This window comes from Dokdonia sp. R86516 (assembly GCF_044596715.1).
GTDB lineage: Bacteria > Bacteroidota > Bacteroidia > Flavobacteriales > Flavobacteriaceae > Dokdonia.
Window position 1 is genome coordinate 1,780,278 of the sequence record NZ_CP138998.1, and the last position, 26,006, is coordinate 1,806,283.

Below are 26,006 nucleotides of genomic sequence, written 5' to 3' on the forward strand. Positions count from 1 at the left end.
AAAAGCTCATTATTAATCCATTTACAATGTTTGCTCCTAAAGATTGCCGTGTTGTTAATGTATTAAGGAAAGGTAATCTCTGAGTGACCATGAACGAGTTTACGCTTTCGCGAAAGCGTACCCAATAAAGTCGCCGCTAAGTCAAAGAGGGTTGGAATTATTTATAAATAGAAAGTGAATTATTGTCTGAAGGTTTTATGCTTCGATACCCTCAATTTTCTCTACAGTTTCTCTAAAAAGACCTAGTAGAAATTTCAATTTTCCAACATCACCTGAAGCGCTGAATCTTTGGTTTTCAATTTTTACACCATACCAATCATCTTTACTGTTTTCATTAAGAATCCACGGTATAGTGATCATAGCTAGGGATGTGTTTGAGACGTCAATCTCGAGTTCCCATCCTGGATTATCTAATGTTGTGATCTGGATAACTTCTCCTTGCTCCCAGTCGCCATCACAATTTCCTTTAAACCAATCTTGTATCCAGTCTATTATCTCCATGTTGTTTTTTGTAAGTGGTTATGGTTGTCAAGCTGTGCTGCGATAAGAGTGAGTAAATAGGTTTCTCTCACGATAGACATTCCTTGTTTGTCACTAGTTGCTATCGTATGTTCATTGTGAGCAATCGCCTCTTTAATATCTATCCAGACAGCCTTCATTCCATTATTTTTCTCGTAATCTTCTAGTCTTGAATCCCCCAGCGTTTGATTAACGTCACAAGTGTAGCAATATGAAATCATGTGCTGCACATCATAGTCTGATTTATAGCAAGGTCTATATTCTTCATAAATCCCAAAGGGTTTTATGTTTTGTATTCCCCCTGCACCAGTCTCCTCGTTGAGTTCTCTCATCATCCCAACAATTATATCTTCACCTTCATCGAGACCTCCACCGGGAAGACTGTAATCCTCATATCGATCTGTATACATGAGCAAGATGCGGTTACCTTGTGTAGTAATACTTCTGGTACTCAATCGCTGTATAATTTTTTTATTATCTAGCGTGGTGATATCAGGGTGAAAGTGAGTTTTTAGATGTCGCACAAAATGTAATTCTATGAACTTGCAAAAGTAAGCACTGAATCCCACGCAAAGCGGCTTTTGTGAACTAAAATGACTTAGCGCTAGGGAGTTTGAAAGAAAAGATTACCGACTCCTAGTTAACATTAAATAAAAAAGAGGTTTACTTATATTTAAGTAAACCTCTCTTCCTTTACTGTAATAAGTTTGTACTATACTGCAGCTTTCTTGTAATATTTTTTACGTAACCAGAAAGAAACGCGCACTAGTAATATCAACGCTGGCACCTCTACTAGCGGACCAATAACGCCTGTAAATGCTTGCCCTGAATTAAGTCCAAATACGGCAATGGCTACTGCAATGGCAAGTTCAAAATTGTTTCCTGCGGCTGTAAAAGCAACCGCAGTTGTTTTGTCATATTCTGCGCCAGTTGCTTTGGTCACAAAGAAACCTATAATAAACATCAATGTGAAGTATATAAGCAATGGTATTGCAATAATGACAACATCCATAGGTATTTGAACTATGAGTTCCCCTTTAAGAGAAAACATCACAACGATGGTAAAAAGTAAGGCAATTAACGTCAACGGTGATATGGTAGGGATAAAAGTGTTTGTATACCAAAACTCTCCTTTTAGTTTAACCAAGATAAGTCGGCTTGCGATACCTAATAGAAAGGGTACTCCTAAATATATGGCTACGCTCTCTGCTATGGTTGCAATAGAGATATCAATTATAGCACCTTCAAATCCAAAATAGGGTGGAAGGACCGTTATAAACAACCAGGCATAAAAGCTATATGCAAACACTTGAAAGACGCTGTTAAGTGCGACAAGCCCTGCACCATACTCACTACTTCCCTCGGCGAGATCATTCCATACTAGTACCATAGCGATGCATCTCGCAAGACCTATTAAAATAAGCCCGACCATATATTCAGGATAATCCCTCAGGAATGTAATCGCTAGTATAAACATCAACACTGGACCTACAATCCAGTTAAGTAATAGCGAGATAGAAAGAATCTTTGTGTTTTTAAATACCTTAGGTAAGAGTGCATAATTCACTTTGGCAAGCGGTGGATACATCATTAATATTAATCCTATCGCGATAGGGATATTTGTTGTTCCGCTGTTAAATGAATTTATGACATCTGGAAAAGAAGGGATAAAATACCCCAGACTAACGCCTATAGCCATCGCTACAAAAATCCATAACGTAAGATTTCTATCTAAAAAGTTTAATTTCTTTGGTGCCATGCTATGGTTTTATTTGAGCGAATACAAATAGTAATTCGGTTGCGATTTGTAGACTTCGTTCTTGGTATTTTTCTGCCTGTTGCGGAGTGTTATCAAACGCTTTTGGATCATCATAAGTAATAGGAAAACGTTTTTCTGCACCTGGCACAAAAGGACAACCTTCATCTGCTTGAGAACAGGTCATTATTGCTCCAAACTTACTACTAGGGTTAAAATCATGATCCATTGTTTTTGAAAATCCGATTACTGGCTGCTCATTGCTTCCATATTTGATGCTGTACACTGGGTTTTCAGATGGTGACATAACCACAATTTGAAAACCTGCGCCCTCAAGTGTTTGTGCTGCCATCGGAAAGAGTGCTGTTGCCTCCGTACCACCAGAATAGCAAGACACATTTGTTATATCAAAGTAGCCGGCCATTGCTTGCGCCCATACTTGCGATAGATGACTCCTCCGTGAGTTGTGCGTGCAAATAAAATTAAGTCTAATGGCTTCTTTGTTAGAAGCCTTAGATTGTATATAATCTGCTAGTGGTTGCAAGACTGCTTTGCGCTGCTCAGATATCGAAGTTGTAGATAATCCTTCTATTGTTGTTACTATTTCTGGAAATAGTGCCGTTCTATTTATAGCCATGATGACAATATTTATAAGAGATTTGTTAGCAACATCCGCTACCTGGTTCGCAAGAACTTCCTGCTGGTATATCAGCAAATTGTAGCTTGGTCTTCTTCTCAGGAATACCACAATTATCTTTTGCGAGGCAATCTGTTTGCTTGCTAGTGAGTAAAAATGAAGTGCCATCAAAATCAAGCCCAAATTTCCCAATCGTGTCTGCTTGGTACTCTACTTCAATCTCAAGATCTCCCATGTGAAGCATCTTTTCAGAAAGTTGGATGATATCTAGTAACTTTTCTGGGTGAAGTCTGTGATCATAATCATCTGCATTCCAAAGTTGGAAATTTGCAACTTCCTCATAACGTACGGTACCTCCGCAATCAATAAAGTTTTTAGTGACTTTTCCCACTTCTGTAACGTGAAAGTGATTAGGAACTAAAGAGCCATCTGGCAACTGGAAAGAAATGGTTTTTAACTCTTGTAAAGCTGTTTTAATTTGTGATAGTTTCATAATGCTATTTGTTTATTGCGATAATGCGATTAATAAATGTAATTTTTTTTAGCAGCACTCTCCGCTACTCTTTAGATCTTGGTCAAGAAAAGCTGCCATTACATTTTTCATGGCTGTCCAATTTTCTTTATCTATACAGTAGCACACACTCGTACCTTCTACATTTCCTTTAATAAGGCCCAAAAGTTTGAGTTCCTTTAAATGTTGTGAGATGGTAGGTTGTGCAAGCCCTATTTCGGCAACTAGGTCTCCGCATACACAAGAATCTATTTTAAATAAATGCTGTAGTATAGATACTCGAGCTGGATGACCAAAAGCTTTGGCAAAAAGAGAAATCTCATTTTGCTCATCTGTAAACATCTCAGTTTTTGCTAATCCCATGATTGACTTATTTGTTGATTGCAATATTACGATTAATTGATAAGGTGTTATGCAATTGTGTGTTAATTTTAGTTTTCTCTTGTGGATATCTCCATTAATCCAAGTATAGATAAATTTTGTTTAGCTTCTCTGTGTGGACATCTCCCTAAATCCCTCTTCGAAGAGGGACTTCTTATTTTTTCATGTGGGTTGCTCTTTGTAGAGCAAGGGTTCCTGTTTTTAATTATTGTAAGTTGTTATTGTGCTTCTCTGTGCGGACATCTCCCTAAATCCCTCTTCAAAGAGGGACTTTTTATTTGTTTTGTGGGTTGCATTTTGCTCTTGACAGAGCAAGGATTTTTAGTTTTTATTTATGGTAAGTTGATATTGAGTTTCTCTGTGCGGACATTTTCTTGAATTGAATTATTAGGATATGGTATTCTTCTCTTTGCGGACATCTCCCTAAATCCCTCTTCGAAGAGGGACTTCTTATTTTTTCATGTGGGTTGCTCTTTGTAGAGCAAGGGTTTTTAGTTTTTATTTATGGTAAGTTGTTATTGAGCTTCTCTTTGCGGACATCTCCCTAAATCCCTCTTCGAAGAGGGACTTTTGATTGTTCAGTTGTGTAAATATCTTCTTGAACTCCTCTTTGCAGAGGAACTTTTATTGTTTTCTTATGAGTAATAATTTGTAGTTTACGCTTTCGCGAAAGCGTGATACATCAATGCTAACATCGAATTTACCATAGCGATATTTTAATCCAAATTTCTTGATGGGTTGCAGGTGAAGAATAGATGTTAGTACTTTGAACTTTATAAACGTTTTAAATGTCAAAAGATAATCTCTCGGTGAAAGCTAAAAAACCATGGCCTACAAAAAAGGCGATGGAGCAGGTGTATGATTTGAAGCTGTGGGGAGCTGGTGTTTCTACTTTTTACTCTGGTGAAGGATCACACCATCCTGAGATTGTTGTTCCATATGTGGAGGCAGTCACGGCATTTCTTAGTTCTTTTGAAAAGCCACTTGCAGTATGTGATCTGGGTTGTGGAGATTTTAATATAGGTAGTAAGCTTGTTCCTTACGCACAGCGCTATACAGGTGTAGATATTGTGTCGGCGCTTATTAAGCACAATAATGCTACCTTTAAAAATGAACGACTCAGTTTTAAATGCCTAGACATAGCTACAGATATACTTCCTGAGGGCGATTGCGTGATTTTAAGACAAGTATTACAGCATTTATCTAATCTTGAGATAGCGAGTGTTGTAAATAAACTGGCTTCTTTTAAATATGTAATTCTTACTGAACATCTGCCCGGTGGTGATTTTACACCTAATCAAGATATTATTTCTGGTCAGGGAACTCGATTGAAGAAGAAAAGTGGTGTCCAGCTGTTAATGTCGCCTTTTAATATGAAGGTTATGAAAGAACGAGAGCTGAGTGTTACTCATCCAAGTGATGGCAAAGGACGAATTGTAACGGCACTTTATACGATGTTTTAATCCTTGTTTCTAAAGGATTTTCCGCGTGGGGCATTGTTTTTTTCAAGTACTATAGGAGAATGTAAAAAAGCAGCTGCCTTTGAGGAGTCGGTTACTTTTGAGGCGGTGCGTTCTAGCATGCTTTCCTCAAAAGTGTTGAGTACGTTTTCTCTTAATCCTCTTTCTTTCCAGTTTGATCCAGGCTTACAGCCTGCCGATATTGCTCTGGCTAGCGCCAGCGCATCAAGAAGTGCTTGGTTTGCGCCTTGTCCTTTAAAAGGGCTCATAGGGTGTGCAGCGTCGCCTAGCAACGTGATTGCCCCAGCATTTTGCAAAGTTTCAGATTTTAATAATGCTCTGTCATATGCAGGGTAGCCAGAAATTAAGGCTTCTGGAGTCATTGCCATGATTTGTGGGATAGGTTCATGCCATTGCGTTCTCTTTATAGCTTCCTTTTTAAGTGCTGCGGGACCGGCAGTATTAAGCGCCATTGCTTCTTGCTCTGATATGGGGAAGCTAAGCTGCCACATGATAGCATCTTTGTTATAAGGCATCACGTAGATACGCTCGTGACCATTTGCCGTTTGAAAAACCGTTGCTTGATCTAGTAGGGTACTTTTTACATCATCTAGTTTATCTAGTGAACAAATACCTAAGATCACCATACAATCTAGGTATTGCAATGGTGACGTTTTCTCGTCTATAACGGTATTGCGCACTGCGCTGCGTATGCCGTCTGCGCCTACAATGAGATGGGCGTTTGTGGTTTTAATATTTCCATCTACTTGGGATTTTATAGCTACAGTTCCATCTTGAGCGCTGCTGTGTTCTACATATTGATGTCCCCATTGTATATGTGGTGAGTCGCCCAGTTGTTCTAGCAACGCAAGTCGTAATGATTGCCTAGCTATGTGAATATTTGTGCGCTTCGGGTTTGCATCATCTTCTTCTTCCATCCATTTTCTCATGCCCCATTCTCCTACGACGGTTCCTTCTGGAGTATGAACGAGATGCCTAGTGGATACAATTCCCTCATCTAACTGAGTGATTCCAAAACCTTCGATTGCCTTGCTCGCTTGTTGCAAGGTAAGGCCGTAGCCTTGCGACCGTGCGTCAAAACTCTTATCACGTTCATATAGTGTAAACGGAATCCCACGATGTAAGCAAGCCACCGCTAGCGCCACACCTCCTATGCCAGCACCTATAATTGCCACATGAGGATAGTGCTCTGTATCTGGTGATGGTGGAGATGGTGCTGGGGTTATACCGGAGCCGTTACATGCAATGCATTTGCTTTGGTGTCTTTTTGGTCGAGTGGGAGCGATGCCTTTTTTATCTGATTCCTCATACTCCGCAACCGCTCGCTGGTAAGCTAAGCGCACTTTCTTACGAAGTCGCTGACTTTTACTTCCCTGCCCATTACACGCAGTACAGGTGGTCCAACTTGGATTTGTAGGTGATGAGGTGTTCACTCGTTTGGGGTACTATTTGATTATTCTTTTGTGGGATAAGGTACTTATTTTAGTTGGTAAGGTGGCATTTTTAGAGCGCACCGAGCTGTTTAATTTCTAAATTTTATGATGATGAAAGAGGTTTGATGTGGTTAATCACGCTTTCGCGAAAGCGTACTCATTCCCCATAAGCTCTTATGAAATCGATATGTAATAGTAGAAAATAGTTTATTATTCTAGCACTGAAGAGTCCTTATTTTTCTGGTAATACCACACGATGAGTATAATAGTAATCACCTGAAAAATGATAGAAAATATGGAGCCCTCAAAACCGAAAAGGCCGCCATTAAGTAGGTTATTTTCTGTGATGCTAATTTCAATAAGATGATACGAATCAATACCACTTACATTGAAGCCAAATAAGGTTTGAAAAAGGTTCCAGCTCAAATGCAGCGCGATAGGAAACCATAAATTCTTAGTGTACACATATGAAATCCCTAGTAAAATACCCGCTAGAAATAAGTTGGCTAGCGCAAACATATCTACATTAGGATTTGCTGCGTGAAGCAATGAAAACAACAGCGCCGATACAATAAGAGCGATGTACTTATTAAAAGAAGTCATCAGGTTGCGTAGTACGTAACCGCGCAGCAGCGCCTCCTCCAATATCGCAATATTTACAAACGTGAGGATGGCATATAGCAGCTGTGTAGCGTCCCAATGGAAGCCCTTAAATTGAATTTCGCCCATCGATAACATGATAAGATAACCCAGCGCCATGATTGCCGCGCCTATAAGTAGACCAGCGATGATGTCTTTCTTCCTGTTTTTGAGCGCAAAACCTAACTCGATAAAAGGTTTTCTATCCACAAATTTTATAAAAATCCATATCACCATAAACGTCCCAATGAGTGAAAATATGGAGCCTACGTATAACTGGAAAGGAGATTTCTGGGTAGGAAGCTCATTATAATCGATACCAATAACATAGTAGCCTATAAGCTGAAATATACCAACAATAAATAGGTAAGGAATGATAATGGCAAGCACTCGTATCCAGCCTTCGTGCTTGTTTATGTGAGGTTGAGGTGTGGTGTTTTGAGGCATTTAGTTATTGATTGATGATGTTGTGCTTTAGTTTTTCGAAGGCAGGCCATTTTGAGCATACACTAGGATATACAAGGTGTACTCTTTTAAAAGTATCATCAAGCTCTTCACTATCATTGATCTTTTTGAAATCTAAAATTGCTGTGTAGGTGTTTCCTGCATGAAAAGGAATATAATAAGCTAAGCTCTTTGTCAATAGTTGATTTAAGTAATCTTGAAAAAGAGGTACAGTAGCCTCTTTAACTAAGTAGGACTGTGAATCTAATTTTGCTGCGGTATTGCCATTACAATTATTATCAAAAATGGTGATAATGGCCGTTAGTTTTCTGTCAATTCGTGTAAGTTCAATGGTTTCTTCGTGCCCACCAAATTCTCCACAATCATCAAAATATCCAGAAAGGATTAATACATAATTCTCAGATATTGAGCCGAAAGGGTGTTGTTCTAGATATTTAGAATACTCACTCTTTTGATATTTTCTTTGAGAGAAGCTTTGAAGGCTAATAAATAAGGTCAATATTATAAGGAGGTGTTTTTTCAATTGATAGAGGTTTGCAATTAAATAATATGAACTGTTTGTCTAGAGGTTGTTCGTTATATTTCTTGTTTGCTGTTCTATCAAGTAACTTTCTTTGATGATTATCATTTTTGTTTTTTGCGATTTTAAGCCCATTTTTAATTTATGTTCTAAATCAATGATATCATAATCTTGAATAAAAATAGCATCAGCTCTTAGTGATGAGGTATCTGGAATCTGGTTGGAGTCATTGAAACTAGTTTTTAATTTCTTTGATGATAAACTAAAATTAGCCACAATTTCATTAGTATTAAAACCTGGAAAAACTATTGTTGAGTCCTCTACTCTAAATTGAATTCTTTCTGCACCTTCATAACCATTGATGTTTACGATAATTCTAAAATTTTCTGAAATAGTTTTTGGATATATCTCTTCACCGTTGTAAGTCATTTTAGTAATAACCCATTTGCCGTCTAACTCACGAGTGTTGTCGCAAGAGTTAAATAAGATTAACAGTAGTATGACTAAGATTATTTTCATTTGGTCTCTAATATCTATTTAACCCAAAAAGCTTCTTTATAATTAGTTTATTAATTATCTGAAGCTCTATTTCAGTTGGATGATTTTTTTAATAGGTTTATCAAAACTAATAACCTCGGTTACTTCAAGTCTATTTCCATCTAGTTTTTTAATAACAGTATCAATATCGTGATATCCCATTGCATCAAGTTTCACATAAATTGGCTCAATTAATAAGAAGTCTTTGCTTTCAGAATTGCTATAGTTTTGCTCACTGTTCTTTGTTTTAAAGACGTAAAGAGTACTTCCAGTTCCTGATACTGCAATATTTGCATTCCAAAAACCGAGATTGTCTGAGCCGTCATTATTTAAATCTCCATAATTTTCCAAACTTCCACCAAAAGAGTGTTCTATAGTAATTGGTACAATACTTCTGTCTGAAAAATAAATTATGCTGTTGCAACCACCTGGACAATAAAATGCCAAATCTCCTCTAACATCCTCTTCTCCCCAATCTATATCATAGTCATCAAGCCTTTCAGGTGCTTTTACCCAAGCATACTCCTTTTTGCCATCACCATTAAAGTCTCCGTAAACTTTTTCTTCTTCTAAAGTTGAATCGCTGTTTTTTATTTGAGCGTTTGAATTCTCACACCCAAATATTAATAGTATAGAAAGGAGTGTAAATATTTCTTTGATTTTCATAACGGTTATTTTGATTGTAAAATGATTGTTCATTTGGTAATTAAAGTATTTTGGAGTGGTCTTATCCCATTTACCTACCTAGGCATAAACCTAGATGGATCCTCCTTTTCTTTACGGATACGTTCTTTTTCAAGAGCGCGTAGGCGTTCTTCTTCTGGTGTGATTTCTGGAACTGGTGCTGCTTTTTTCTTCTTTGTGCGAGTTTTAATGCTTTTAGGAGCTGTTTTAGTCTCGCTAGTAGGGTCTTTGGGTGTCTTTGTGCTTTTTATGGTAGCTATCAAGGAGATTAATAATACGATAGCGAGCACTCCCCAAACAATCCCTATGAGTAGCTCAGTGATGGAGCTTCCTTTTTCCTTTTCTCTTGCGATAGCTTCATAAGGATCTGCAGCGATGATACTAGGGTCATCGCTTAGGTAATAGATGTTTAGTTTGCTAGTATTAGGTACCGCATTGAGCGTGATTTTACCAGTGTAAGATTGGCCATTGAGATCAAACCTATAGTCAAACTTATAAAGCTTGACCACACTTGCCACTGTGGACTCTGTGTATTCATTTGATAAGCTTGCAGTGACAACGGTGTTCTCACTAATCATTTGTTCTAGTTCGCTTATTTTATACTCATCACCACCATGTATATAGTCTGAAACGCAAGTTTTGGCGAGTACAATAAAAAAAATCATAAAAACGATTCTGTATAAAAAGGATTTTGATTTTTCAAAGATGTGGTGGTGGGTTTAGGGTTGTGAAAACTATGAGTTTTTAGATTCTTAGCATAATTCTAGTGGCAGCTAGATTTTTGCGTATTTAATTTTCCTACTTATGATTTCGGTTGTTTTCTTTTTCTTTCCATCAATTTGTAACTTCTTCATTTTTGTCCAATTTCCTTTGTCATCATATTTATATTCAATGATATATTTAATGTTAGAACTTGATGTTGGCCAGTAAAATTCTTGCAAATCCCCAAATTCATTTCTTTGTATTTCGTAATCTTTTTTAAAGTATTCATTTTTATTTAAAACTATTGTACCGTCTTTTTTGAAAACAGTATAAATAAAGCTATTGTTATCATAATCATAGACAGCTGTAGATAATCCAATTAATTCATCGTTGCTATTAAGAGTTTTGATTTCAATAGGATTGTCATTTTCATCGAAAACTACTCTCATTATATAATTCACGGAGTCATCTAGATTTAGCATTTTTAAATCTTTTGTTTTCGTTCGATAAATAGTTTCATATTTTGATGTTTGCCAACCCAAAGCTTTATGTTTAAATCTCACGATGTTTTTTATAACTCTATTTAGAGAGTCTATAGAAAATTCTTTTGTTGATTCTAATTTGGAATTTTTATATCGTTTTGTCCGGATCAATGATTGTTTTGGAAAAGTGTAGATAGTTTTTTCAACATATGAAAAATCCTGACCAGGATTAATTTTCTTTGTCACGATTATTTCTTTTGCTATTTCATTTTTTAAAATAAAATCTTTTGGCAAATCAATACGTCTTATTTCAGTTTGCATTGATGTTTGTCCAATACAATAAGTACTGAAAAAAAGGATAATTAAGATATAATGTGAAGGTCTAGTCATTAATTTGTTGACTTCTTAAAGATATGCAAAGCATATTGCTTGCAACGAATCGGGTTTATTAAATGAGGTTAAAGGTTTAACTAGCTATTTGTTTTTAGCAATCTTCTCCCATGCTTTTCTTTTCATTGTAAATAGCTCTTCTTTTTCCATGTCAAAAATTGACACTTCTTTTTTACCTATTACAATGTGTTTATTCCATTCAACATAATTTTTATAGAGCAGTAATGTGCAGATATCTGTTGATGAAATATACTCAGTTACAATGTGTGAATGATATGTTTGAATTGTTTTATTTGCCTTATCACCTAAATTATACGGGAATTGTAATATTGAATTATGAATTTTTACTTTCTTCTCAAGCTCATTTTTTTTGTTGTAGCTCAATTTATAATCGTTTCCTATCAGCACAACTCCGCCAACTTGCGGTCCAGTCAAAACAAAAACACTTTTTTCCTTTTCTTTGATTATTGGAATAAAATTTAATGCTGCGTTTTCATAAAATGAGAAAAATTTATCATCGTTTGATGACGCTCTATCTCTAGCATCTAGGCTAATTAATATTAAACTCTTTTCCAGGGCAGATGCTATATTATTTGTTGTGTCGATTTTGAGTGGCTCTACTGTTGGAAGGCTATCAAATGTGTAACGAACTAAAATTTCATCCGAATTATATCTGCTAAAAAAAATCGTATTTATTTGATGAAAATCTGTTTCATAAGATAAATATCCACCAATAGAATCTTTTTTATTTTTGAATCTCGCAAGTACATCATCAGTTCCATACCAAGAACCTTTTTCTAACCTGAAAAGCAATTTTCCTTCTTCTAGGATCTTATTAGTTTCTTTGTTTTGAGAAGAAGCAATTGTTGCTGAAAATAGAAATATTATTAATTTTTGCATTTTGTAGTTTTTTAATTGTGCACAGCGGCTTTTTGTATGAAACATAGCACTAAAATTAGGTCCTTAAAACAGTCCTTTGCCATCGACAGATTAGTAATATTCTACTTCGAAAATCATCTATCAAGATTAGTTCAAATGCATATGCTGAGCGCAGTCGAAGTAGGCTTGTTTTTCAATTCAGTTCTGTGTTGTAAAACGTTAATTATTCAACGGAAATGTTATTCCGACTGCAAATGCTCCAAAATACTGTTCAACAGAAGGCTGAAAGTAATAGGTGAATCCTAAGTCAACATTGTTATTTCGTCCTAATTCTAATCCTAAGGAAAAAGGTATGTGGTAAATTATTCCGCTTTTATCAATATTGTTGAAAGCCGTAAATGTTTCAAATTTCCCAATGGAAGTTCCTATGCCGATCTCGATATAAGGCGCAACCCAGGGAATTGGAGCTCTAACTCTTGATTTTCCACCCAATAAAAAGGCTTTTGATTCAGCTTTTTCGTCCGTTGGATTGTCATTTAAGTCTTTTCCGTTTGAGTTAGTTAAAATTAAACCGGTGTATGGTCTTAACTCAAACCAAGAAGTAACTTTTAGTACTAATTCTCCTTGAGCAAAAAATCCATCATCTACTATTTCACCAACGCTATTATTCGGCGCGCTCAGTCCATATCCGATTTGGACGTTTATTGACTTTTCCTTTACAAACTGTGCATCAACTAAATTAGATGTCAGAATCATTATTACTAATATCAGAGTTTTTTTCATATTGTTTTATAATGGTTTCGTGTATGAAACATAGCGCTAAAAACAAGCTCTTAAAACAAGCCTTTGCCATCATAAAATCAGGAAGACCCTACGATGAGAATTATAGATCAACATTAGATTAGAAGCATGTGCTGAGCGAAGTCGAAGTAGGCTTTTTTTTTACTTAGTTTTTTGTTTCCAGTAGTATTTATTCCATTCGATTCATTTCAGTCGCTCCTTGCATTGCTCCAATTGATTCAAAAACTTCTTCTTGGTCTTGTTTTTCAGTCCAACCCATTTTTGATAGTTCATCTCTAACTTGGTCTTCTGTTTTTTGCCTTACAAAATGGTAAAAAGCGAAATCCACAACTTCCATTGGCACTCTTTCAAGTGAATAAGATATTAGACTTGAAGACAGTCTTAAAACACCAATAAAATAGGTGATTACTAATTGTAAACCCCAACTGATTAGTAATCCTACCCAACCTGTATTAAGTTTTTTAATTGTTAGTCCTGCTTCAAATCTAGCTTGCATAAATTGCCAAAAACTAAAAGGTTGAAAGTTGTTTTCATTTAGTATTATTTGATACTGAAAATATTGATTTGAAATATATGTTACCAAAATCATTACTATTAGCAGATAATGCAAATGGTAATAAAAAGTGTAATTACTTATTTTAATAAGTTGTTTTAGCACAGATCCCATAACAATTGCTACTCCTAATTCAAAAAGACCAATTATATAAATCCCTTTTACAGATAGAAATGCAACAATAAAACCTAATAATAATGCAGTAATAATTCCACCAACAATTGGAATCCAAAATTGTGGCTCTTTTCTAATTTTTGGTTGAGGTAAACTTTCGGGTGTTACATAGTCATCCCAATTATTTTTCTTCTCTACTTCTTTTTCAAGTTCACCTAAAGTTTCTCGGTCAAATTCTTTTTCGGTGTTTTGAAATGCGTAAATAAATAATTTTACTCTTTTAGAATTTCTTCCATTATCCCACATTTCGTTTCCAAGAGAAACACTTTTAATTGTCAATTTACCGTAATCGAAAGTAACAGAGATTTTTTCAGTCCAACGATTCCAGTCACCTTTTCGTTTAGCCTCAGCATTTTTTTCATCTTGGTAGACTAAATCCCAGCCTAACTTTTCAAAAGCTTGAATAACAATCGGAATAATTACAGTTTTGTTTAAATCTGTTCTTATTTCTTCTTCAAATTTTGGTGTCCAATTAAAGCTATGTTTCTTCTTTATTGTGGATTCGTATTTCTTTAGTTCTTCGGTCATTTTATATTATTGGCAACGGTCTTGTATATGGCGTAGCGTATGAATTAGCGATTATTTTTCGTTTGAGAACAAGCCAGATTTTTAAATTTTACTATTTGTCTTTCTTTTCTCAAATAGGCAAATTTAAAAATTTGCCTACCTTGCAAAAGTGCCCGAGCCTTTGTGATAGCAAATGCTCGCGCTATTTTTTATATACATTGTTGCCACACGTTATTTTAGTGTCTGACTGGTCCTTGGTCATAAATTTCGAATTCAAATATATCTGAGTTTTCAAATCCGTAAACTTTATTTAATATTTCCAATAACACCCTTTGGGTTTTCTCTTGGTTGTTTCCCATATTAATTGCGTAACAGGGAATTCCGTCAAATTCATAATACTCAAAATCATCAACTATATCCAACGTACGGAATTTAGTCAGCTTTTCCATTTCGTTATCAAAAGTCAAATTTATTGAGAAGTTGAATGAGTTTTCTGGAGTTGCTGTTTGTTCTATTAGTGCTCCGTGAAGAACTTGCATTATAACTGTATTGTCTTTCACTAAGTTTATCAGAAATGCGTGATTTTTATTTTCAAATCGGTCAGCCGTAATTTTCAAAGTATTTTTTAATCCGCTATCGAGCTTTTCAGTTTGGGATTTAGTTCCAAAATTTATTCCTAAAGTCGCTAAGATTGTGACTAATATTTTTCTCATTGATTTGGTTTAAATGTGTGGCAACTAGCGTATAACAACAAGTTCACTATTTATATCCCGTAAGCCCAGTAAAACCGTATGCTAGATGGTTATTTTAATTTAAAAGATCTTATCTTGATATTAGTTATATAAACGCAACTATGCAAACAGCTACGTTACAGTCCTCTAAAATACACTACTAGAACCAATCTCCTTTACGTATTTCCTCATTTTCGCCAACTTTCTACAAGTTATATTTAATGATGCCTTGGGAAGTATAGTGTTTGCTCACATTTTCGCGAAAGCGCACCACAAAAAAAAATCGGCTACCCAGTGAAGGATAACCGATTTTTTGTGATTAATCAGAGATTAGTATATAATCTTAGTTTGTTTTAGTGACATCATCGTAGCGAAGTTCGATTCTCTTTTTGAAGTGATATGCTCGCGCTATGAGAATTAATTCAAGTTTATAATATTTAAATCTTTATCCATAGCTCCAATAAATGTTTTAAGAACCGAATAATTATTTTCGTCTATAATATAGCTTGAACTATAACCAGATGCAAAAAATATCTTATTATCATTGAGAACTAAATTAGGTGTTGCTTTACCATTGAATTTTATGGATTTAATTAAGTTAGCATTAAGATCATATTTGCGCAAATAATCCTTTGAAGAAATTATAAAACCTTCATTTTCTAGAGCCAGTAGACTCTGGACGCTACTTTGTGTAGGCAAATCTGACTTAATTAACTCATTACCCTGAGCATCGATGAGTCTAAATTCATTGTGGCTATATAAAGCATAATTATTAGTTGCAATTTTGGCTATGTTAAAGGATGCATTGAGATTATTATTGTTAGTGGCAGCGATTGATGTATTTTCATATGTTACGTGACTTACATACTCGTAGTCATTATCTAAAAAGATAATTAGAGGTCTATAGTTTTCAAAAGTATTGAAGTCTATCGGGTCTGTTATACCTCCAAATGCCATAAATCCATCATCTGTCTTTTCAAGGTCTCCAATAAATCCTTGCTCTATTTCGTTGTACGTTTTTCTTTCTAAAATTATCCCCATATCATCACGAATATCAATTGAAGGACTCTTATACAAAGAAAAATCTGTGTCATTCGAACTGGAGATTCTATAAGCACCGTAATATAAATAGTTGTCATTATCTTCAAGAACACCGTATAGCACTCTATAAGTGTTATTTTGAGTGCTTTGTGGTTGTAAACTAGAATTTAGTTTCACCTCTTTTAATCCTAATATAGATTGTAAAGATCTTGTTGAGTAAAACAACTTTTCATCATTACTGAGAGTGCTTACAAAAGCATGACCAGAGTTATAACTTTTATTAGCTATATATGACTTATTAAAAGTATTATCGCTAAAATCGATTTTTACATAATTAAATTTACCCGAGCTAGCTGCAAAAATGTTCCAGAAATTTTCAATATAGTAAAATGAATTATCTGAAAAACCAAAATTTATAGGGAAGAGGTTGTCACCTTCAAGTACCGGTACATAGAGATAATTTTCTTCAATGTCATTAACTCTTACGATTTGAGTAGTAATTTTTATTGCACCACTACTTGATGTTACTTTTAATTTAACTGTGTAAACACCTGATTCTTGATATGATACTGATGGAGCATTATCAGTGCTTGTAGTTCCATTTCCAAAATCAAATTCAAAAGAGCTGGCTCCAACTGAACAGTTTGTGATTTGAAATTCTTCCCCCACCTCTAGGGTGTCATTTGAAACATCGAAACAAGCGATTAATTGTTCTTCAGTCTGCTCACTTTCATCATTGCTACATGATAAGAAAAGTAAAAAGATGGAAGCTAGTAAAGTGATTTTTTTCATGCTTTTAAATATTATAATTATTGATTTGAGTTTACTGTTGCTATGTTGCTTTTAAAAAAACAGCATAAAACGTGGGCTAAAATATATATTCTGTTTGTTTTATGATTACGCATTTCCTCATTTCAGCCCTCTTTCTACAAGTTATTTTTAATGATGCCTTGGGAAGTGTTGTGGTTGTTCACATTTTCTCGAAAGCGTGGCACAAAAAAAATCGGCTACCCTGTGAAGGATAACCGATTTTATGTGATTAATCAGAGATTAGTATGTGATTTTAATTTGTTTTGGTGACATCATCATAGCGAAGTTCGATTCTCTTTTTTCGCTTTCCGTATTCTACAATAATAGTATCGGAATTTAGCCCTATAATCTTGCCATCTATAATATCGCGTTTTCTTTTGAAAACAACATTATCGCCTACGTTTAGTACAATCTCTGCAGTAGCGCTGGTATTGACATTTACATTTGCTTTTTGGATTCCCCAAACATCACCTATGATTTTTACTTTCTTTCCGTTGCTCTTTACATAAATCTTAGTATTCCTTAGAAATTCGCCTTCATGTTCTTTAGTTAAATTATCTACAGCTTGTTCAAGAGCATCATTTTCGGCGGTGGCAACGGCTTCTACTTCTCGCTCTAGCATTACATATTGCGTAGTGTCATCTATGTTTCTATTGCTTATTCCTGTGAGATCTCCAATTCTAACATATCTCGCACAAGATGTGAGGGTTGTTAATAGTATTCCAGTTAGGAGTAGGTGACTTTTTTTCATTCTTTAAATATTATAATTATTGATTTGAGTTTACTGTTGCTATGTTGCTTTTAAAAAAACAGCATAAAATGTGGGCTAAAATATATATTCTGTTTGTTTTATGATTACGCATTTCCTCATTGTGGCCAACTTTTTACAAGTTATTTTTAGTGATGCCTTGGGAAGTGTTGTGGTTGCTCACATTTTCGCGAAAGCGTACCACAAAAAAAATCGGCTATCCTGTGAAGGATAACCGATGTGATGTAATGAAATAGATTGATGATGTCTTTTTTATTGATCTCCAAAGACTTCTAAGTAATTGTCTCGTTCACTAAACGGGTGTACTGTGATGCCAAATTTTTTTCCTTGTACCTTCATGGCATTATCATACGCTTGAATATCTTCTTTTTGCAGCTTCTTATACTGCGTGAATGAGATAAAATCTTGCTCTTTGGTCAATAGTATTTTGTGTGTAGATGGGACTTGTACATGCTGTACGGGAAACTCAATTCCCTTAAAGATAAATTGTACAAAACGATCATTTGAGCTTGCTTCTAAAATCATCCCTGGGAGTCCCTGTAACTTCCATGGTCCATAAGGTAGCGGTATCTGGGTGGTGTACCAGCAAGTGTATGTTCTCCCTCTAAACGTGGTGGTTGCTTTGAGGCATTGAAACTTTCCTATTTGTTTGGTGTCATTAGATAGTTGCCACTGCAATTTAGGTAATGATTCCTTTGTGTATAATAAACCTGCTGTTAAGCTAAATGCATTACTAGAATACATACTGTCTGTACGTTTATTCATATACACTTGTAATCCCTGCTTTCTAGTTTTCTGGACATCACTAAAGTTTACCGCTTCTACAATTAATTGATCACCATTTCCATTATTTACATTGACTGTGTTATTAGATAAACCTAAGGAGTCTTTTGCAGTAACAAAGTGAGCGGTGGTAGGCTCAAAAACTAAGTAAGCGTTATAGCTTTCATCATAATGATTATCAATGTGGTCATAATAGATAATGCCCGTTTGAGCATTTTGAGAGGAAGCGAGATGTACACTTGAAATCAAAATTAAAAGGAGTAGCGTTTTTTTCATGGTGATAGTATTGATGGATTAAAATATATACTTAACGCTAGCAAACGTATAGAACGGTACTAGCGGGATAGATGTGATGGATGTAAAAAATGAATTACGTTGTTGATATAAAAATTGGTTCTCACCCAAGAGGTTATTTACCGTAATTCTATAAGAGAAATTACTCTTATCTGGAGTATAATTTAAGTTGGTATTTACAATGTTGTAATAATTATTATCAAACTCATAAAACCCTCCATTGAGGTCAAAGGTGATCTCTTTATTTACATTCCAAGTAAAGTCTGCAATGAGATTTTTTGAGTCAAATGCAGAAGAGATATTTTCTGTCTTTTGAGTATTACGTAGATATTCGGCCTTAATATTAAAGTTAAATGGAGACGAGAAGTAGGAGGTAAACTCTGCAGTGTATGTGCTGTTATAAATGTCTGTTTCACTAGAAATAGTCCCATTTAATGGTATGGTAGAGAACGACTGGATGGTTTCAAACTTTAAGCCAACGGTTTTAATCAATAGTATAAGCTGCTCTTTAAAAGTGTAGTTTTTACCTAATCTAGATACTAGAAATAAATTATTGAAATTGATATTATCTTCTAGTGAGTAGTTTTCTAATAGAGAGTTTTTTGACTTCGTGTATGTAAATGAGAGTTCATTGTTATAGGTGTTCTTTTTGTTCTTGTTGTTTAAGCGAAATTTAAAATACTCGAAGTTAAGAGGTTCAAATAGAGGGCCACCACGAGTGAGTGTGTTATTATTAGTTAAGTAGTAATTTTCTAAGAAATTACGGTTAGGTAGGAATTCTTGTTTTTTTGCATATGATAGCTCAAGCTCGCCGTAGAAGTTGAGAAGAAGCGCTGCATTGTAGTTTAATAATGGTTTTTTAATTTTATCTAGCTTAAAGTTATTCTGACTAATTCTTCCTTTCAATTCTATTCTTTTTGAGATTTTATAGTATAGCCGTGAATCAAAAATGAGTGAGCTCCTTTTAAAACGTACGTTATTTCCTGTGGTACTGGTACTAGGAGGTAATGAGATGTCAAAGTCTTCTGTGTTGTTTTTATAAATGGTCTTAAACGTTCCTTTTAATTTTTTTGTAAAAAAATAACTCGCTTCTGTCTGGATATCTATAAATCTAAAGTCACGTTGTATATCTTGATAGATAGCAGCGTCGCTTATAAAGAACGAACTGAGGTTCTCAGAGTTGATGGTAATGTCTTCTTTGGACCTTGCATAGCCTATGTCTACCAAGTTGTTGAGTACAAGCCCATTTTTTAAGCGGGTAGTGTACAATAGATTATTATAGATGGAAGTCCTCTTGCTCTCTATGGCGTCTGTGGTATTGCTATCATTAAATAAGGCTGCAGAAGTAGAGGAGGAGGAGCCCACTTTGTAATTGAGCGTGTTTACAGCATAGTGATCATCGCTGCCGTCATACTTCAACTCTAGATCACCTTCAAACAACAAATTCCTTTTCTTGTTATTATTAATTTCTGTTTGAGATTCATCTTGAAATACAAAATCTGTTCTAGTAAATGATTCTTGTTTTTGGGTATCAACACCAATAAAATTAGAACTCCTCAACGCAACATTTTTAATTTTCTTATTGATTAAAAAAGTATTGCTGAATCCATCATTGAAGTTTGTGATTTCTGGAGTGAGAGGTACGTCTATATTTTTAACCGAGTATAATGGAAGGTCATAGGTTTCATTATCATTATTTGAGAAAGAAATAGGGATGGACTTATCACCTAAGGTGGAGAATTCTTGCGCATTGAGAAATTTGATTCTCTTTTTTATGAGTGCTAGATTAAGTCGCTCATCTATCTCTTGATTGCTATCAAAACTATCACCATAGCCTGCTTCTATATTACCAAACCAAATATTCTTAAAATCATCTTTAACCTTTAAGTTGAGTGCTATTTTATCTGATTTTTGAGTTTTTTTAAGAACGGTATTTTCTTCAAAATTTTTGAGCACCTGTATATCTTTCAGAACCATAGATCTCAAGTTTTTTGAGATAAATGTGTACTGATCATCAGCTAGGTCATCACCATCTATTAATATCTTTTCAATTTCCTTATTCCAGTATTTAATTCTACCCTCATTATCTATAGACATTCCCGGTATTTTCTTGAGAGTTTGCTCTATACTTTCTGTTTTTGTGATGTTATAGTTTTGGATATTAAGATTTGTAGTGTCTCTATTTATCCTTTTTGAAACAAGTACTACTTCCTTCAGATTTTCTTTCTTAGGAGTTAAGTTGAACACTATTTCTTCTTGACTAGAGGCATCTAAAGCTTTCTCTACATCTTCAAAAAATAAGGATGAGATTTTTACATAAAAGCTACCTGGGGTTTTTTTAAATGAAAATTTACCATCATTATCTGTGTACTGGTAGGTGATGATCGTTTTATCTGAGGAGAGTAATGAGGCAAGTACATTTGATACTGGTTTTTGATCACCATCGAGTACTAGTCCGTTGATTTTGGAACTCTGCGAAAAGCATGCAATAGATATGAATAAAAAGAAAAACGTGTATTTCATTTGTTATGCTTCCCGAATAGGGTGACATCCATTAATTATAGTAGATGCTGTTATTTAAAACTGATTTTGAAATGAAGGTACTTGATTTTATTTAAAAAATCGATCTATCTGTTGTTTAATCAACTGATTTAAAGGTATGTGTATTTATTTTTAAAAAAAATGTAAGTTTTGAAATAGTGTGATTTTCATATTTTGAGAGCAAGGCTAAATGATTGTGAAGCTTAATGTTTTTAAGGGTTGTAAGGTATTTATTACAAACTAAAATTGAGTGAATTTTAGTTTTAAATAGCCTTATTTTTAACAAGAAAAGTAGTGTATAAAGCTGTTTTTCAGATTGTTGTGTTTTTTTAATTAAAATTAATCTCTACATTGTACACTCAATTAATCTAAAATCTTTTTATTATGAAACAATTATTTTATGTGTGTGCAGTATTAATGTTTAGTACTTCTATGACATTTGCGTCTACGGGTGAAAAAGTAACTGAAGAAAAAGTCGCTAAGAAAAACTTAGTTAAAATTGAAAAGGTGTCTGAAACTTCTGTAGATGGTGTTTTGTTTACAACTTACAGGGGAAGGTGTTTAGATGGAAGGACATTTCTTCTGGAGGCGGATAGTTTAGAGCAAGCTCAAGATTTTGTAAATACTTTTTGTAGAGCTACTAATGACATGCAATAAGTGAATATCATCAAAAGAAGTGATTTTTTTAATTTTTAGAGCTTATTTTGTAATCCAGCCGACTTTTAGTTGAGCTGGATTTTTTGTGGTTGTTCACATTTTCGCGAAAGCGCACCACAAAAAAAAATCGGCTACCCTGTGAAGGATAACCGATTTTCTATAATTGATTAGTGTAAGTGTTTAATGACTTACAACTATATGAGAATTAATCTCTCTTACGATCGTCACGTCTGTTATCGCGACCACCACGGTTGTCACGACCACCACGATCGTTACTGCGCTCTCTAGGAGCTGGTGCAGTATAACCTTCTGGCTTGTCTAGTAATGCCTTGCGAGATACTTTTTCCTTACGTGTGCGCTTGTCTATACCGAAGTATTTTACTTCAAGCTCTTCACCCATAGAAAGTACGTCACTAGCATTTTCTGTACGTTCCCAAGCGATCTCAGATACGTGTAATAATACTTCGTTACCTGGAGCGTCAAGATATTCTACTACTGCACCAAAATCTAGCATCTTGATTACCTTCACCTTGTATGTGTTACCCACAACTGGCTTAAATGTAATAGAGTCTATCTTTGCAAGTACGGCGTTGATACCTTCTTGACCTGTTCCTAAGATTTCTACGATACCTTCTTCTGTTACTGGATCTTCGTTTATCACGATGGTAGTTCCAGTTTCTTTCTGAAGTTCTTGTATTACTTTTCCTCCTGGGCCTATTAATGCACCTATGAATTCATTTGCAATACGTACACCTACCATTTTAGGAGCGTATTCTTTTACGTCCTCACGTGGAGCTGCAATCGTTTCTGTAATCTTATCAAGGATATGTAAACGACCTGCACGTGCTTGTTGTAATGCATTTACAAGAATCTCATATGATAGTCCTTTTACTTTAATGTCCATCTGGCAAGCCGTAATACCGTCTGCCGTTCCTGTTACTTTAAAGTCCATATCTCCTAAGTGATCTTCATCTCCAAGGATATCAGAAAGTACTGCATACTTACCGCTATCTGCATCAGAGATAAGTCCCATTGCGATACCAGAAACTGGCTTTGTCATCTGTATACCTGCATCCATCATTGCCATTGTACCCGCACATACTGTTGCCATAGATGAAGAACCGTTTGATTCTAACACCTCAGACACCACACGTACTGTATAAGGACAATCTGCTGGTACCATTCCTTTAAGGCCACGTTGTGCAAGGTTACCGTGACCTACCTCACGACGTGAAGTACCACGTATAGGTCTTGCCTCACCTGTACAGAAAGGAGGGAAGTTATAGTGAAGGTAGAAGTTTTCTTCTCCTTCATGTGATGGCATGTCTATTTTATTTGCATCTCTAGACGTACCTAGCGTTACTGTAGCTAGTGCTTGAGTTTCTCCACGTGTAAACACGGCAGATCCGTGTACAGATGGTAAGTAATCTACCTCACTCCAGATAGGGCGTATCTCTGTAGTCTTACGACCATCAAGACGAAGTCCTTCATTAAGTGTAAGATCACGTATTGCAGCCTTTTCGGCAGCACGGTAATACTTAGATACAAGATCACCAAAGTCTTCAAGTTCTTCCTCAGAAAAAGTTGCTTTGATCTCTTCTTTAATTTCTTTAAAAGCAGCGCTACGCTCATGCTTTGCAGATCCGGCTTGTGCGATTGCATATACCTTATCATACGCCATGTCGTGTACCTTTTGTTTAAGGTCTGCATCTTCTCTTTCGGCTGGGTACTCTCGTACTTCTTTTTTACCAAAAGCTTCTGCAAGGCGTATCTGTGCCTCACACTGTACTTTAATGTGGTCGTGAGCAAATTTAATTGCGTCTGCCATTTCTTCTTCAGAAATTTCATCCATCTCACCTTCTACCATCATTACAGAATCTGCAGAGGCACCTATCATCATATCGATGTCAGACTCTTCTAGCTGTGCTCTTGTAGGGTTAATGATAAACTCACCGTTTACACGTCCTACTCTAGCCTCAGAGATAGCACACTCAAATGGGAAGTCAGATAGTTGGATAGCAGCACTTGCTGCAAGACCTGCCATTGCATCTGGCATAACGTCATCATCATGAGACATTAACTGGATCATCACCTGAGTTTCAGAGTGGTAATCTTTTGGGAATAATGGACGTAGTACACGATCCACAAGGCGCATAGTTAATACTTCACCGTCAGATGGACGTGCTTCTCTTTTAAAGAAACCACCTGGGTAACGACCTGCAGCTGCAAACTTCTCACGGTAATCTACCGTAAGTGGTAAGAAGTCTACGTCTTTACTCTCGTAGTTTGATACTACTGTACAAAGCAACATACACTTTCCAGACTGTACTACTACAGATCCGTGTGCTTGCTTTGCAAGTTTTCCTGTTTCGATAGAGATTTCTCTTCCATCACCAAGGTCGATGACCTCTTTGTAAACCTTTGGAATCATAAAATGTGTTTTTCACCTCGATCTATGTCGAGATATTCTCACGTGCAAAGGATTGTTGTAATCCCGCTTTCGCGAAAATTGTTAATGTTAGAACACCCTTCGTGGGTATTCCATGTGTCGTTGCGTTGTGTAGTTGATGTATCTGTAAAAAGATACGGGATGATTAAAGGGTAGTTACTTCCCAAAAATCGGACACCAATGAAAAACTAGCTGTGAAAGCTTTCTCTGCCGTTTTTGTTATGATATGTCATCATACAAAAGGTCTTATGTAATATGTTTTGCCTGTGGCAAAAATCTGAAATTTTAGTAAGTAACCATTAAGGTTGTGTACTAATGTGTTTTCAGAATGTGATCCGTTTTGAAATTTCGCGAAAGCGTATCTCTCAAAACATCGGTATTAAATATATAGAAAAAGGGAGCCGTGAAGCTCCCTTTTTAAAAAATTATTATTTACGGATACCTAGTTCCTTAATAATAGCTCTGTAACGTAAGATATCTTTTTTCTTTAAGTAATCAAGTAAAGAACGACGCTTACCTACTAGCATTACTAGTGAACGCTCTGTAACATAATCTTTACGATTTGTTTTCAGGTGGTTAGATAAGTGTGAGATACGTTGTGTAAAGATTGCGATTTGACCCTCAGCAGATCCTGTATCGTTTTTCCCTTTACCGTGCTTTGCAAAAAGCTCTTGTTTTTCTTCTTTTGTTAAATACATTCCAGTATTATTTTAAATGAAATTCATGTATTGATAGCGTCTCTATCAGCGTGCAAAGATACATTATTCTTTGTATTATCAAACTGTTGAGGCTCAATTTACAGCCATTTCTGTAAATTAAAGCCTTTACCGCTAGTTTTTAGGCAAAATTGCAAGATCTATAGGGCCTGCCTATATATAAAAATCACGTTAAACGGTATGCATGATACCATCTAACGTGATGTTACTATTGTTGAGTTTGTAAGTTGCGTTTTATGATTAGCTATTTGCTTCGACTAGCTCTTTGTTTTTACTTAATGTTATTGCTAGGTTACCTAGTAGTACACCATAGATGACTTTAGAACATACATCTGCAATTGTGTATACAAGTTGTCTCGCCATCACACCGTCTTCACTGTATAAAAATCCGTCTACACCAGTAAGGTATGGCATTAAGTAAGCGCCTGGGTATAAAGTCCACGATATGAGAAATAGGATCCAGATATTAGAAAGTATCTTTTGTCCTGCGGGAGAAATGCCTTCTTTTCCTTCTTTGATTACCTTTTTCATCACCCATAAAATATGGATGAAAAATGCAGAAGAGATAGCTCCCCATACTAAAAAGGCAGTCAAGTTACTTACCTCATAAAACTGGCCAATGTATCCAGTAATAATCATCATTGCTCCAGAAAACCAGAACTGATTGCGCACTGAGCTAAATTTTGAAGAAGTCAAGCTTACCACAAATAGAATTTGGAATAAAAGCATAGGTACATCGATGAGCCAGTTGAGATAGCGATATCCATTATTAAATAAATCTCCACTTGGATCTAGAAAATATCTTCCTACTTCTTCATTATAGGTAAAACTGGATGTCCAGTTTTGTGCCTGCGCATATAAAAGTAAAAATGCCGATACCATCACCACAGCTGATAAGATGTTCGACATTTGAAATTTTTTATCTACATTTTTGATGGTAAGGATAAAGTAGAGTAATCCTGCGAGCATCACCGCATATCCTAATGTGAGAATATGTGATGTAAATTGATAAGCAATCTCAGAGAAGCCCTCTGTTGCGCCTATGAAGTTTTCAAAATTTGCATTTCCTAGTTCTTGTGTCATAGCAATTTTTTTATGGTTTTTCTTTTTTCCATAAAATTACGACTAACGATTACTTTGTTTAAGTTATTTAATATTTAATTA

Annotated in this window: 26 protein-coding genes; 2 read left to right on the forward strand and 24 right to left on the reverse strand. The window is 35.4% G+C overall.

Going from position 1 to position 26,006, the window contains the following annotated elements:
* Positions 1–195: 195 nt before the first annotated feature.
* From SJY23_RS08080 to SJY23_RS08105, 6 genes are all read right to left on the reverse strand, one after another.
* A complete protein-coding gene (locus tag SJY23_RS08080; protein WP_396595957.1) occupies positions 196–501 on the reverse strand; it encodes an immunity 53 family protein in 306 nt (101 codons plus the stop codon).
* Complete coding sequence (locus SJY23_RS08085) at positions 492–1,043, reverse strand: NUDIX hydrolase (RefSeq protein ID WP_396595958.1); 552 nt, start codon at positions 1,041–1,043, stop codon at positions 492–494. Before SJY23_RS08085 ends, SJY23_RS08080 begins: the two co-directional genes overlap by 10 nt.
* Positions 1,044–1,231: 188 nt before the next feature.
* Entirely contained in the window at positions 1,232–2,278 is a 1,047-nt protein-coding gene (gene arsB / locus SJY23_RS08090; protein WP_396595959.1) for an ACR3 family arsenite efflux transporter, read from the reverse strand.
* A gap of 1 nt (position 2,279) precedes the next feature.
* Positions 2,280–2,912: a low molecular weight phosphatase family protein gene (locus SJY23_RS08095; protein WP_396595960.1), complete on the reverse strand. Its 633-nt coding sequence runs from the start codon at positions 2,910–2,912 to the stop codon at positions 2,280–2,282.
* A gap of 25 nt (positions 2,913–2,937) precedes the next feature.
* Positions 2,938–3,405 (reverse strand): DUF6428 family protein, encoded by a 468-nt coding sequence (locus tag SJY23_RS08100; RefSeq protein WP_035334439.1) that lies wholly within the window; start codon positions 3,403–3,405, stop codon positions 2,938–2,940.
* Positions 3,406–3,453: 48 nt separating this feature from the next.
* A complete protein-coding gene (locus SJY23_RS08105) occupies positions 3,454–3,786 on the reverse strand; it encodes a helix-turn-helix transcriptional regulator (protein WP_035334437.1) in 333 nt (110 codons plus the stop codon).
* An 806-nt stretch (positions 3,787–4,592) separates the two neighbouring features.
* Here SJY23_RS08105 and SJY23_RS08110 point away from each other — a divergent pair.
* Positions 4,593–5,267, forward strand: coding sequence for a class I SAM-dependent methyltransferase (locus SJY23_RS08110; RefSeq protein WP_396595961.1), 675 nt, complete (start codon positions 4,593–4,595; stop codon positions 5,265–5,267).
* On the opposite strand, the gene SJY23_RS08115 is transcribed toward SJY23_RS08110, so the two are convergent.
* The 15 genes from SJY23_RS08115 to SJY23_RS08185 form a co-directional block, all read right to left on the reverse strand.
* Positions 5,264–6,718, reverse strand: a complete 1,455-nt coding sequence (locus SJY23_RS08115) for an FAD-dependent oxidoreductase (protein WP_396595962.1) — start codon at positions 6,716–6,718, stop codon at positions 5,264–5,266. The genes SJY23_RS08110 and SJY23_RS08115 overlap by 4 nt on opposite strands.
* A gap of 210 nt (positions 6,719–6,928) precedes the next feature.
* Positions 6,929–7,804 (reverse strand): lysostaphin resistance A-like protein, encoded by an 876-nt coding sequence (locus SJY23_RS08120; RefSeq protein ID WP_396595963.1) that lies wholly within the window; start codon positions 7,802–7,804, stop codon positions 6,929–6,931.
* Positions 7,805–7,808: 4 nt separating this feature from the next.
* Complete coding sequence (locus tag SJY23_RS08125) at positions 7,809–8,321, reverse strand: hypothetical protein (RefSeq protein WP_396595964.1); 513 nt, start codon at positions 8,319–8,321, stop codon at positions 7,809–7,811.
* 63 nt (positions 8,322–8,384) lie between these two features.
* Positions 8,385–8,861 carry a hypothetical protein gene (locus tag SJY23_RS08130; protein WP_396595965.1) on the reverse strand — a complete coding sequence of 159 codons (477 nt, stop codon included), beginning with the start codon at positions 8,859–8,861 and terminating at the stop codon, positions 8,385–8,387.
* Positions 8,862–8,927: 66 nt separating this feature from the next.
* Complete coding sequence (locus SJY23_RS08135) at positions 8,928–9,545, reverse strand: hypothetical protein (RefSeq protein WP_396595966.1); 618 nt, start codon at positions 9,543–9,545, stop codon at positions 8,928–8,930.
* A gap of 74 nt (positions 9,546–9,619) precedes the next feature.
* Positions 9,620–10,228, reverse strand: coding sequence for a hypothetical protein (locus SJY23_RS08140; protein ID WP_396595967.1), 609 nt, complete (start codon positions 10,226–10,228; stop codon positions 9,620–9,622).
* A gap of 108 nt (positions 10,229–10,336) precedes the next feature.
* A complete protein-coding gene (locus SJY23_RS08145; RefSeq protein WP_396595968.1) occupies positions 10,337–11,068 on the reverse strand; it encodes a hypothetical protein in 732 nt (243 codons plus the stop codon).
* Between the two features lie 153 nt (positions 11,069–11,221).
* Entirely contained in the window at positions 11,222–12,037 is an 816-nt protein-coding gene (locus tag SJY23_RS08150; RefSeq protein ID WP_396595969.1) for a hypothetical protein, read from the reverse strand.
* Between the two features lie 198 nt (positions 12,038–12,235).
* On the reverse strand, positions 12,236–12,799 hold the full coding sequence (locus SJY23_RS08155) for a hypothetical protein (RefSeq protein ID WP_396595970.1): 564 nt from the start codon (positions 12,797–12,799) through the stop codon (positions 12,236–12,238).
* Positions 12,800–12,986: 187 nt separating this feature from the next.
* Positions 12,987–14,072, reverse strand: a complete 1,086-nt coding sequence (locus SJY23_RS08160) for a hypothetical protein (RefSeq protein ID WP_396595971.1) — start codon at positions 14,070–14,072, stop codon at positions 12,987–12,989.
* A gap of 215 nt (positions 14,073–14,287) precedes the next feature.
* Positions 14,288–14,764: a hypothetical protein gene (locus SJY23_RS08165; RefSeq protein ID WP_396595972.1), complete on the reverse strand. Its 477-nt coding sequence runs from the start codon at positions 14,762–14,764 to the stop codon at positions 14,288–14,290.
* Between the two features lie 435 nt (positions 14,765–15,199).
* Entirely contained in the window at positions 15,200–16,615 is a 1,416-nt protein-coding gene (locus tag SJY23_RS08170; protein ID WP_396595973.1) for a PKD domain-containing protein, read from the reverse strand.
* A 271-nt stretch (positions 16,616–16,886) separates the two neighbouring features.
* Entirely contained in the window at positions 16,887–17,384 is a 498-nt protein-coding gene (locus SJY23_RS08175; RefSeq protein WP_396595974.1) for a hypothetical protein, read from the reverse strand.
* 270 nt (positions 17,385–17,654) lie between these two features.
* The gene (locus SJY23_RS08180; protein ID WP_396595975.1) at positions 17,655–18,461 is read right to left on the reverse strand and encodes a GLPGLI family protein; all 807 of its coding nucleotides are present in this window, start codon (positions 18,459–18,461) and stop codon (positions 17,655–17,657) included.
* 18 nt (positions 18,462–18,479) lie between these two features.
* Positions 18,480–21,002: a carboxypeptidase-like regulatory domain-containing protein gene (locus SJY23_RS08185; RefSeq protein WP_396595976.1), complete on the reverse strand. Its 2,523-nt coding sequence runs from the start codon at positions 21,000–21,002 to the stop codon at positions 18,480–18,482.
* 402 nt (positions 21,003–21,404) lie between these two features.
* Here SJY23_RS08185 and SJY23_RS08190 point away from each other — a divergent pair, with 402 nt between their 5' ends.
* Positions 21,405–21,677, forward strand: a complete 273-nt coding sequence (locus SJY23_RS08190; RefSeq protein ID WP_396595977.1) for a hypothetical protein — start codon at positions 21,405–21,407, stop codon at positions 21,675–21,677.
* Positions 21,678–21,882: 205 nt separating this feature from the next.
* Here SJY23_RS08190 and SJY23_RS08195 read toward each other — a convergent pair whose 3' ends face one another.
* From SJY23_RS08195 to SJY23_RS08205, 3 genes are all read right to left on the reverse strand, one after another.
* Complete coding sequence (locus SJY23_RS08195; protein ID WP_035334412.1) at positions 21,883–24,108, reverse strand: polyribonucleotide nucleotidyltransferase; 2,226 nt, start codon at positions 24,106–24,108, stop codon at positions 21,883–21,885.
* Between the two features lie 446 nt (positions 24,109–24,554).
* Positions 24,555–24,824, reverse strand: coding sequence for a 30S ribosomal protein S15 (gene rpsO / locus SJY23_RS08200; RefSeq protein ID WP_035334411.1), 270 nt, complete (start codon positions 24,822–24,824; stop codon positions 24,555–24,557).
* Between the two features lie 258 nt (positions 24,825–25,082).
* Entirely contained in the window at positions 25,083–25,925 is an 843-nt protein-coding gene (locus tag SJY23_RS08205; protein ID WP_396595978.1) for a bacteriorhodopsin, read from the reverse strand.
* Positions 25,926–26,006 lie beyond the last annotated feature (81 nt).

Coding starts and splice junctions, on each gene's coding strand:
- SJY23_RS08135 (WP_396595966.1), bottom strand. CDS start 9,545: ATGAAAATCAAAGAAATATTTACACTCCTTTCTATACTATTAATATTT.
- SJY23_RS08155 (WP_396595970.1), bottom strand. CDS start 12,799: ATGAAAAAAACTCTGATATTAGTAATAATGATTCTGACATCTAATTTA.
- SJY23_RS08110 (WP_396595961.1), top strand. CDS start 4,593: ATGTCAAAAGATAATCTCTCGGTGAAAGCTAAAAAACCATGGCCTACA.
- SJY23_RS08185 (WP_396595976.1), bottom strand. CDS start 21,002: ATGAAATACACGTTTTTCTTTTTATTCATATCTATTGCATGCTTTTCG.
- SJY23_RS08105 (WP_035334437.1), bottom strand. CDS start 3,786: ATGGGATTAGCAAAAACTGAGATGTTTACAGATGAGCAAAATGAGATT.
- SJY23_RS08100 (WP_035334439.1), bottom strand. CDS start 3,405: ATGAAACTATCACAAATTAAAACAGCTTTACAAGAGTTAAAAACCATT.
- rpsO (WP_035334411.1), bottom strand. CDS start 24,824: ATGTATTTAACAAAAGAAGAAAAACAAGAGCTTTTTGCAAAGCACGGT.
- SJY23_RS08140 (WP_396595967.1), bottom strand. CDS start 10,228: ATGATTTTTTTTATTGTACTCGCCAAAACTTGCGTTTCAGACTATATA.
- SJY23_RS08190 (WP_396595977.1), top strand. CDS start 21,405: ATGAAACAATTATTTTATGTGTGTGCAGTATTAATGTTTAGTACTTCT.
- SJY23_RS08205 (WP_396595978.1), bottom strand. CDS start 25,925: ATGACACAAGAACTAGGAAATGCAAATTTTGAAAACTTCATAGGCGCA.
- SJY23_RS08120 (WP_396595963.1), bottom strand. CDS start 7,804: ATGCCTCAAAACACCACACCTCAACCTCACATAAACAAGCACGAAGGC.
- SJY23_RS08160 (WP_396595971.1), bottom strand. CDS start 14,072: ATGACCGAAGAACTAAAGAAATACGAATCCACAATAAAGAAGAAACAT.
- SJY23_RS08195 (WP_035334412.1), bottom strand. CDS start 24,108: ATGATTCCAAAGGTTTACAAAGAGGTCATCGACCTTGGTGATGGAAGA.
- SJY23_RS08080 (WP_396595957.1), bottom strand. CDS start 501: ATGGAGATAATAGACTGGATACAAGATTGGTTTAAAGGAAATTGTGAT.
- SJY23_RS08175 (WP_396595974.1), bottom strand. CDS start 17,384: ATGAAAAAAAGTCACCTACTCCTAACTGGAATACTATTAACAACCCTC.
- SJY23_RS08145 (WP_396595968.1), bottom strand. CDS start 11,068: ATGCAAACTGAAATAAGACGTATTGATTTGCCAAAAGATTTTATTTTA.
- SJY23_RS08095 (WP_396595960.1), bottom strand. CDS start 2,912: ATGGCTATAAATAGAACGGCACTATTTCCAGAAATAGTAACAACAATA.
- arsB (WP_396595959.1), bottom strand. CDS start 2,278: ATGGCACCAAAGAAATTAAACTTTTTAGATAGAAATCTTACGTTATGG.
- SJY23_RS08170 (WP_396595973.1), bottom strand. CDS start 16,615: ATGAAAAAAATCACTTTACTAGCTTCCATCTTTTTACTTTTCTTATCA.
- SJY23_RS08165 (WP_396595972.1), bottom strand. CDS start 14,764: ATGAGAAAAATATTAGTCACAATCTTAGCGACTTTAGGAATAAATTTT.
- SJY23_RS08150 (WP_396595969.1), bottom strand. CDS start 12,037: ATGCAAAAATTAATAATATTTCTATTTTCAGCAACAATTGCTTCTTCT.
- SJY23_RS08180 (WP_396595975.1), bottom strand. CDS start 18,461: ATGAAAAAAACGCTACTCCTTTTAATTTTGATTTCAAGTGTACATCTC.
- SJY23_RS08130 (WP_396595965.1), bottom strand. CDS start 8,861: ATGAAAATAATCTTAGTCATACTACTGTTAATCTTATTTAACTCTTGC.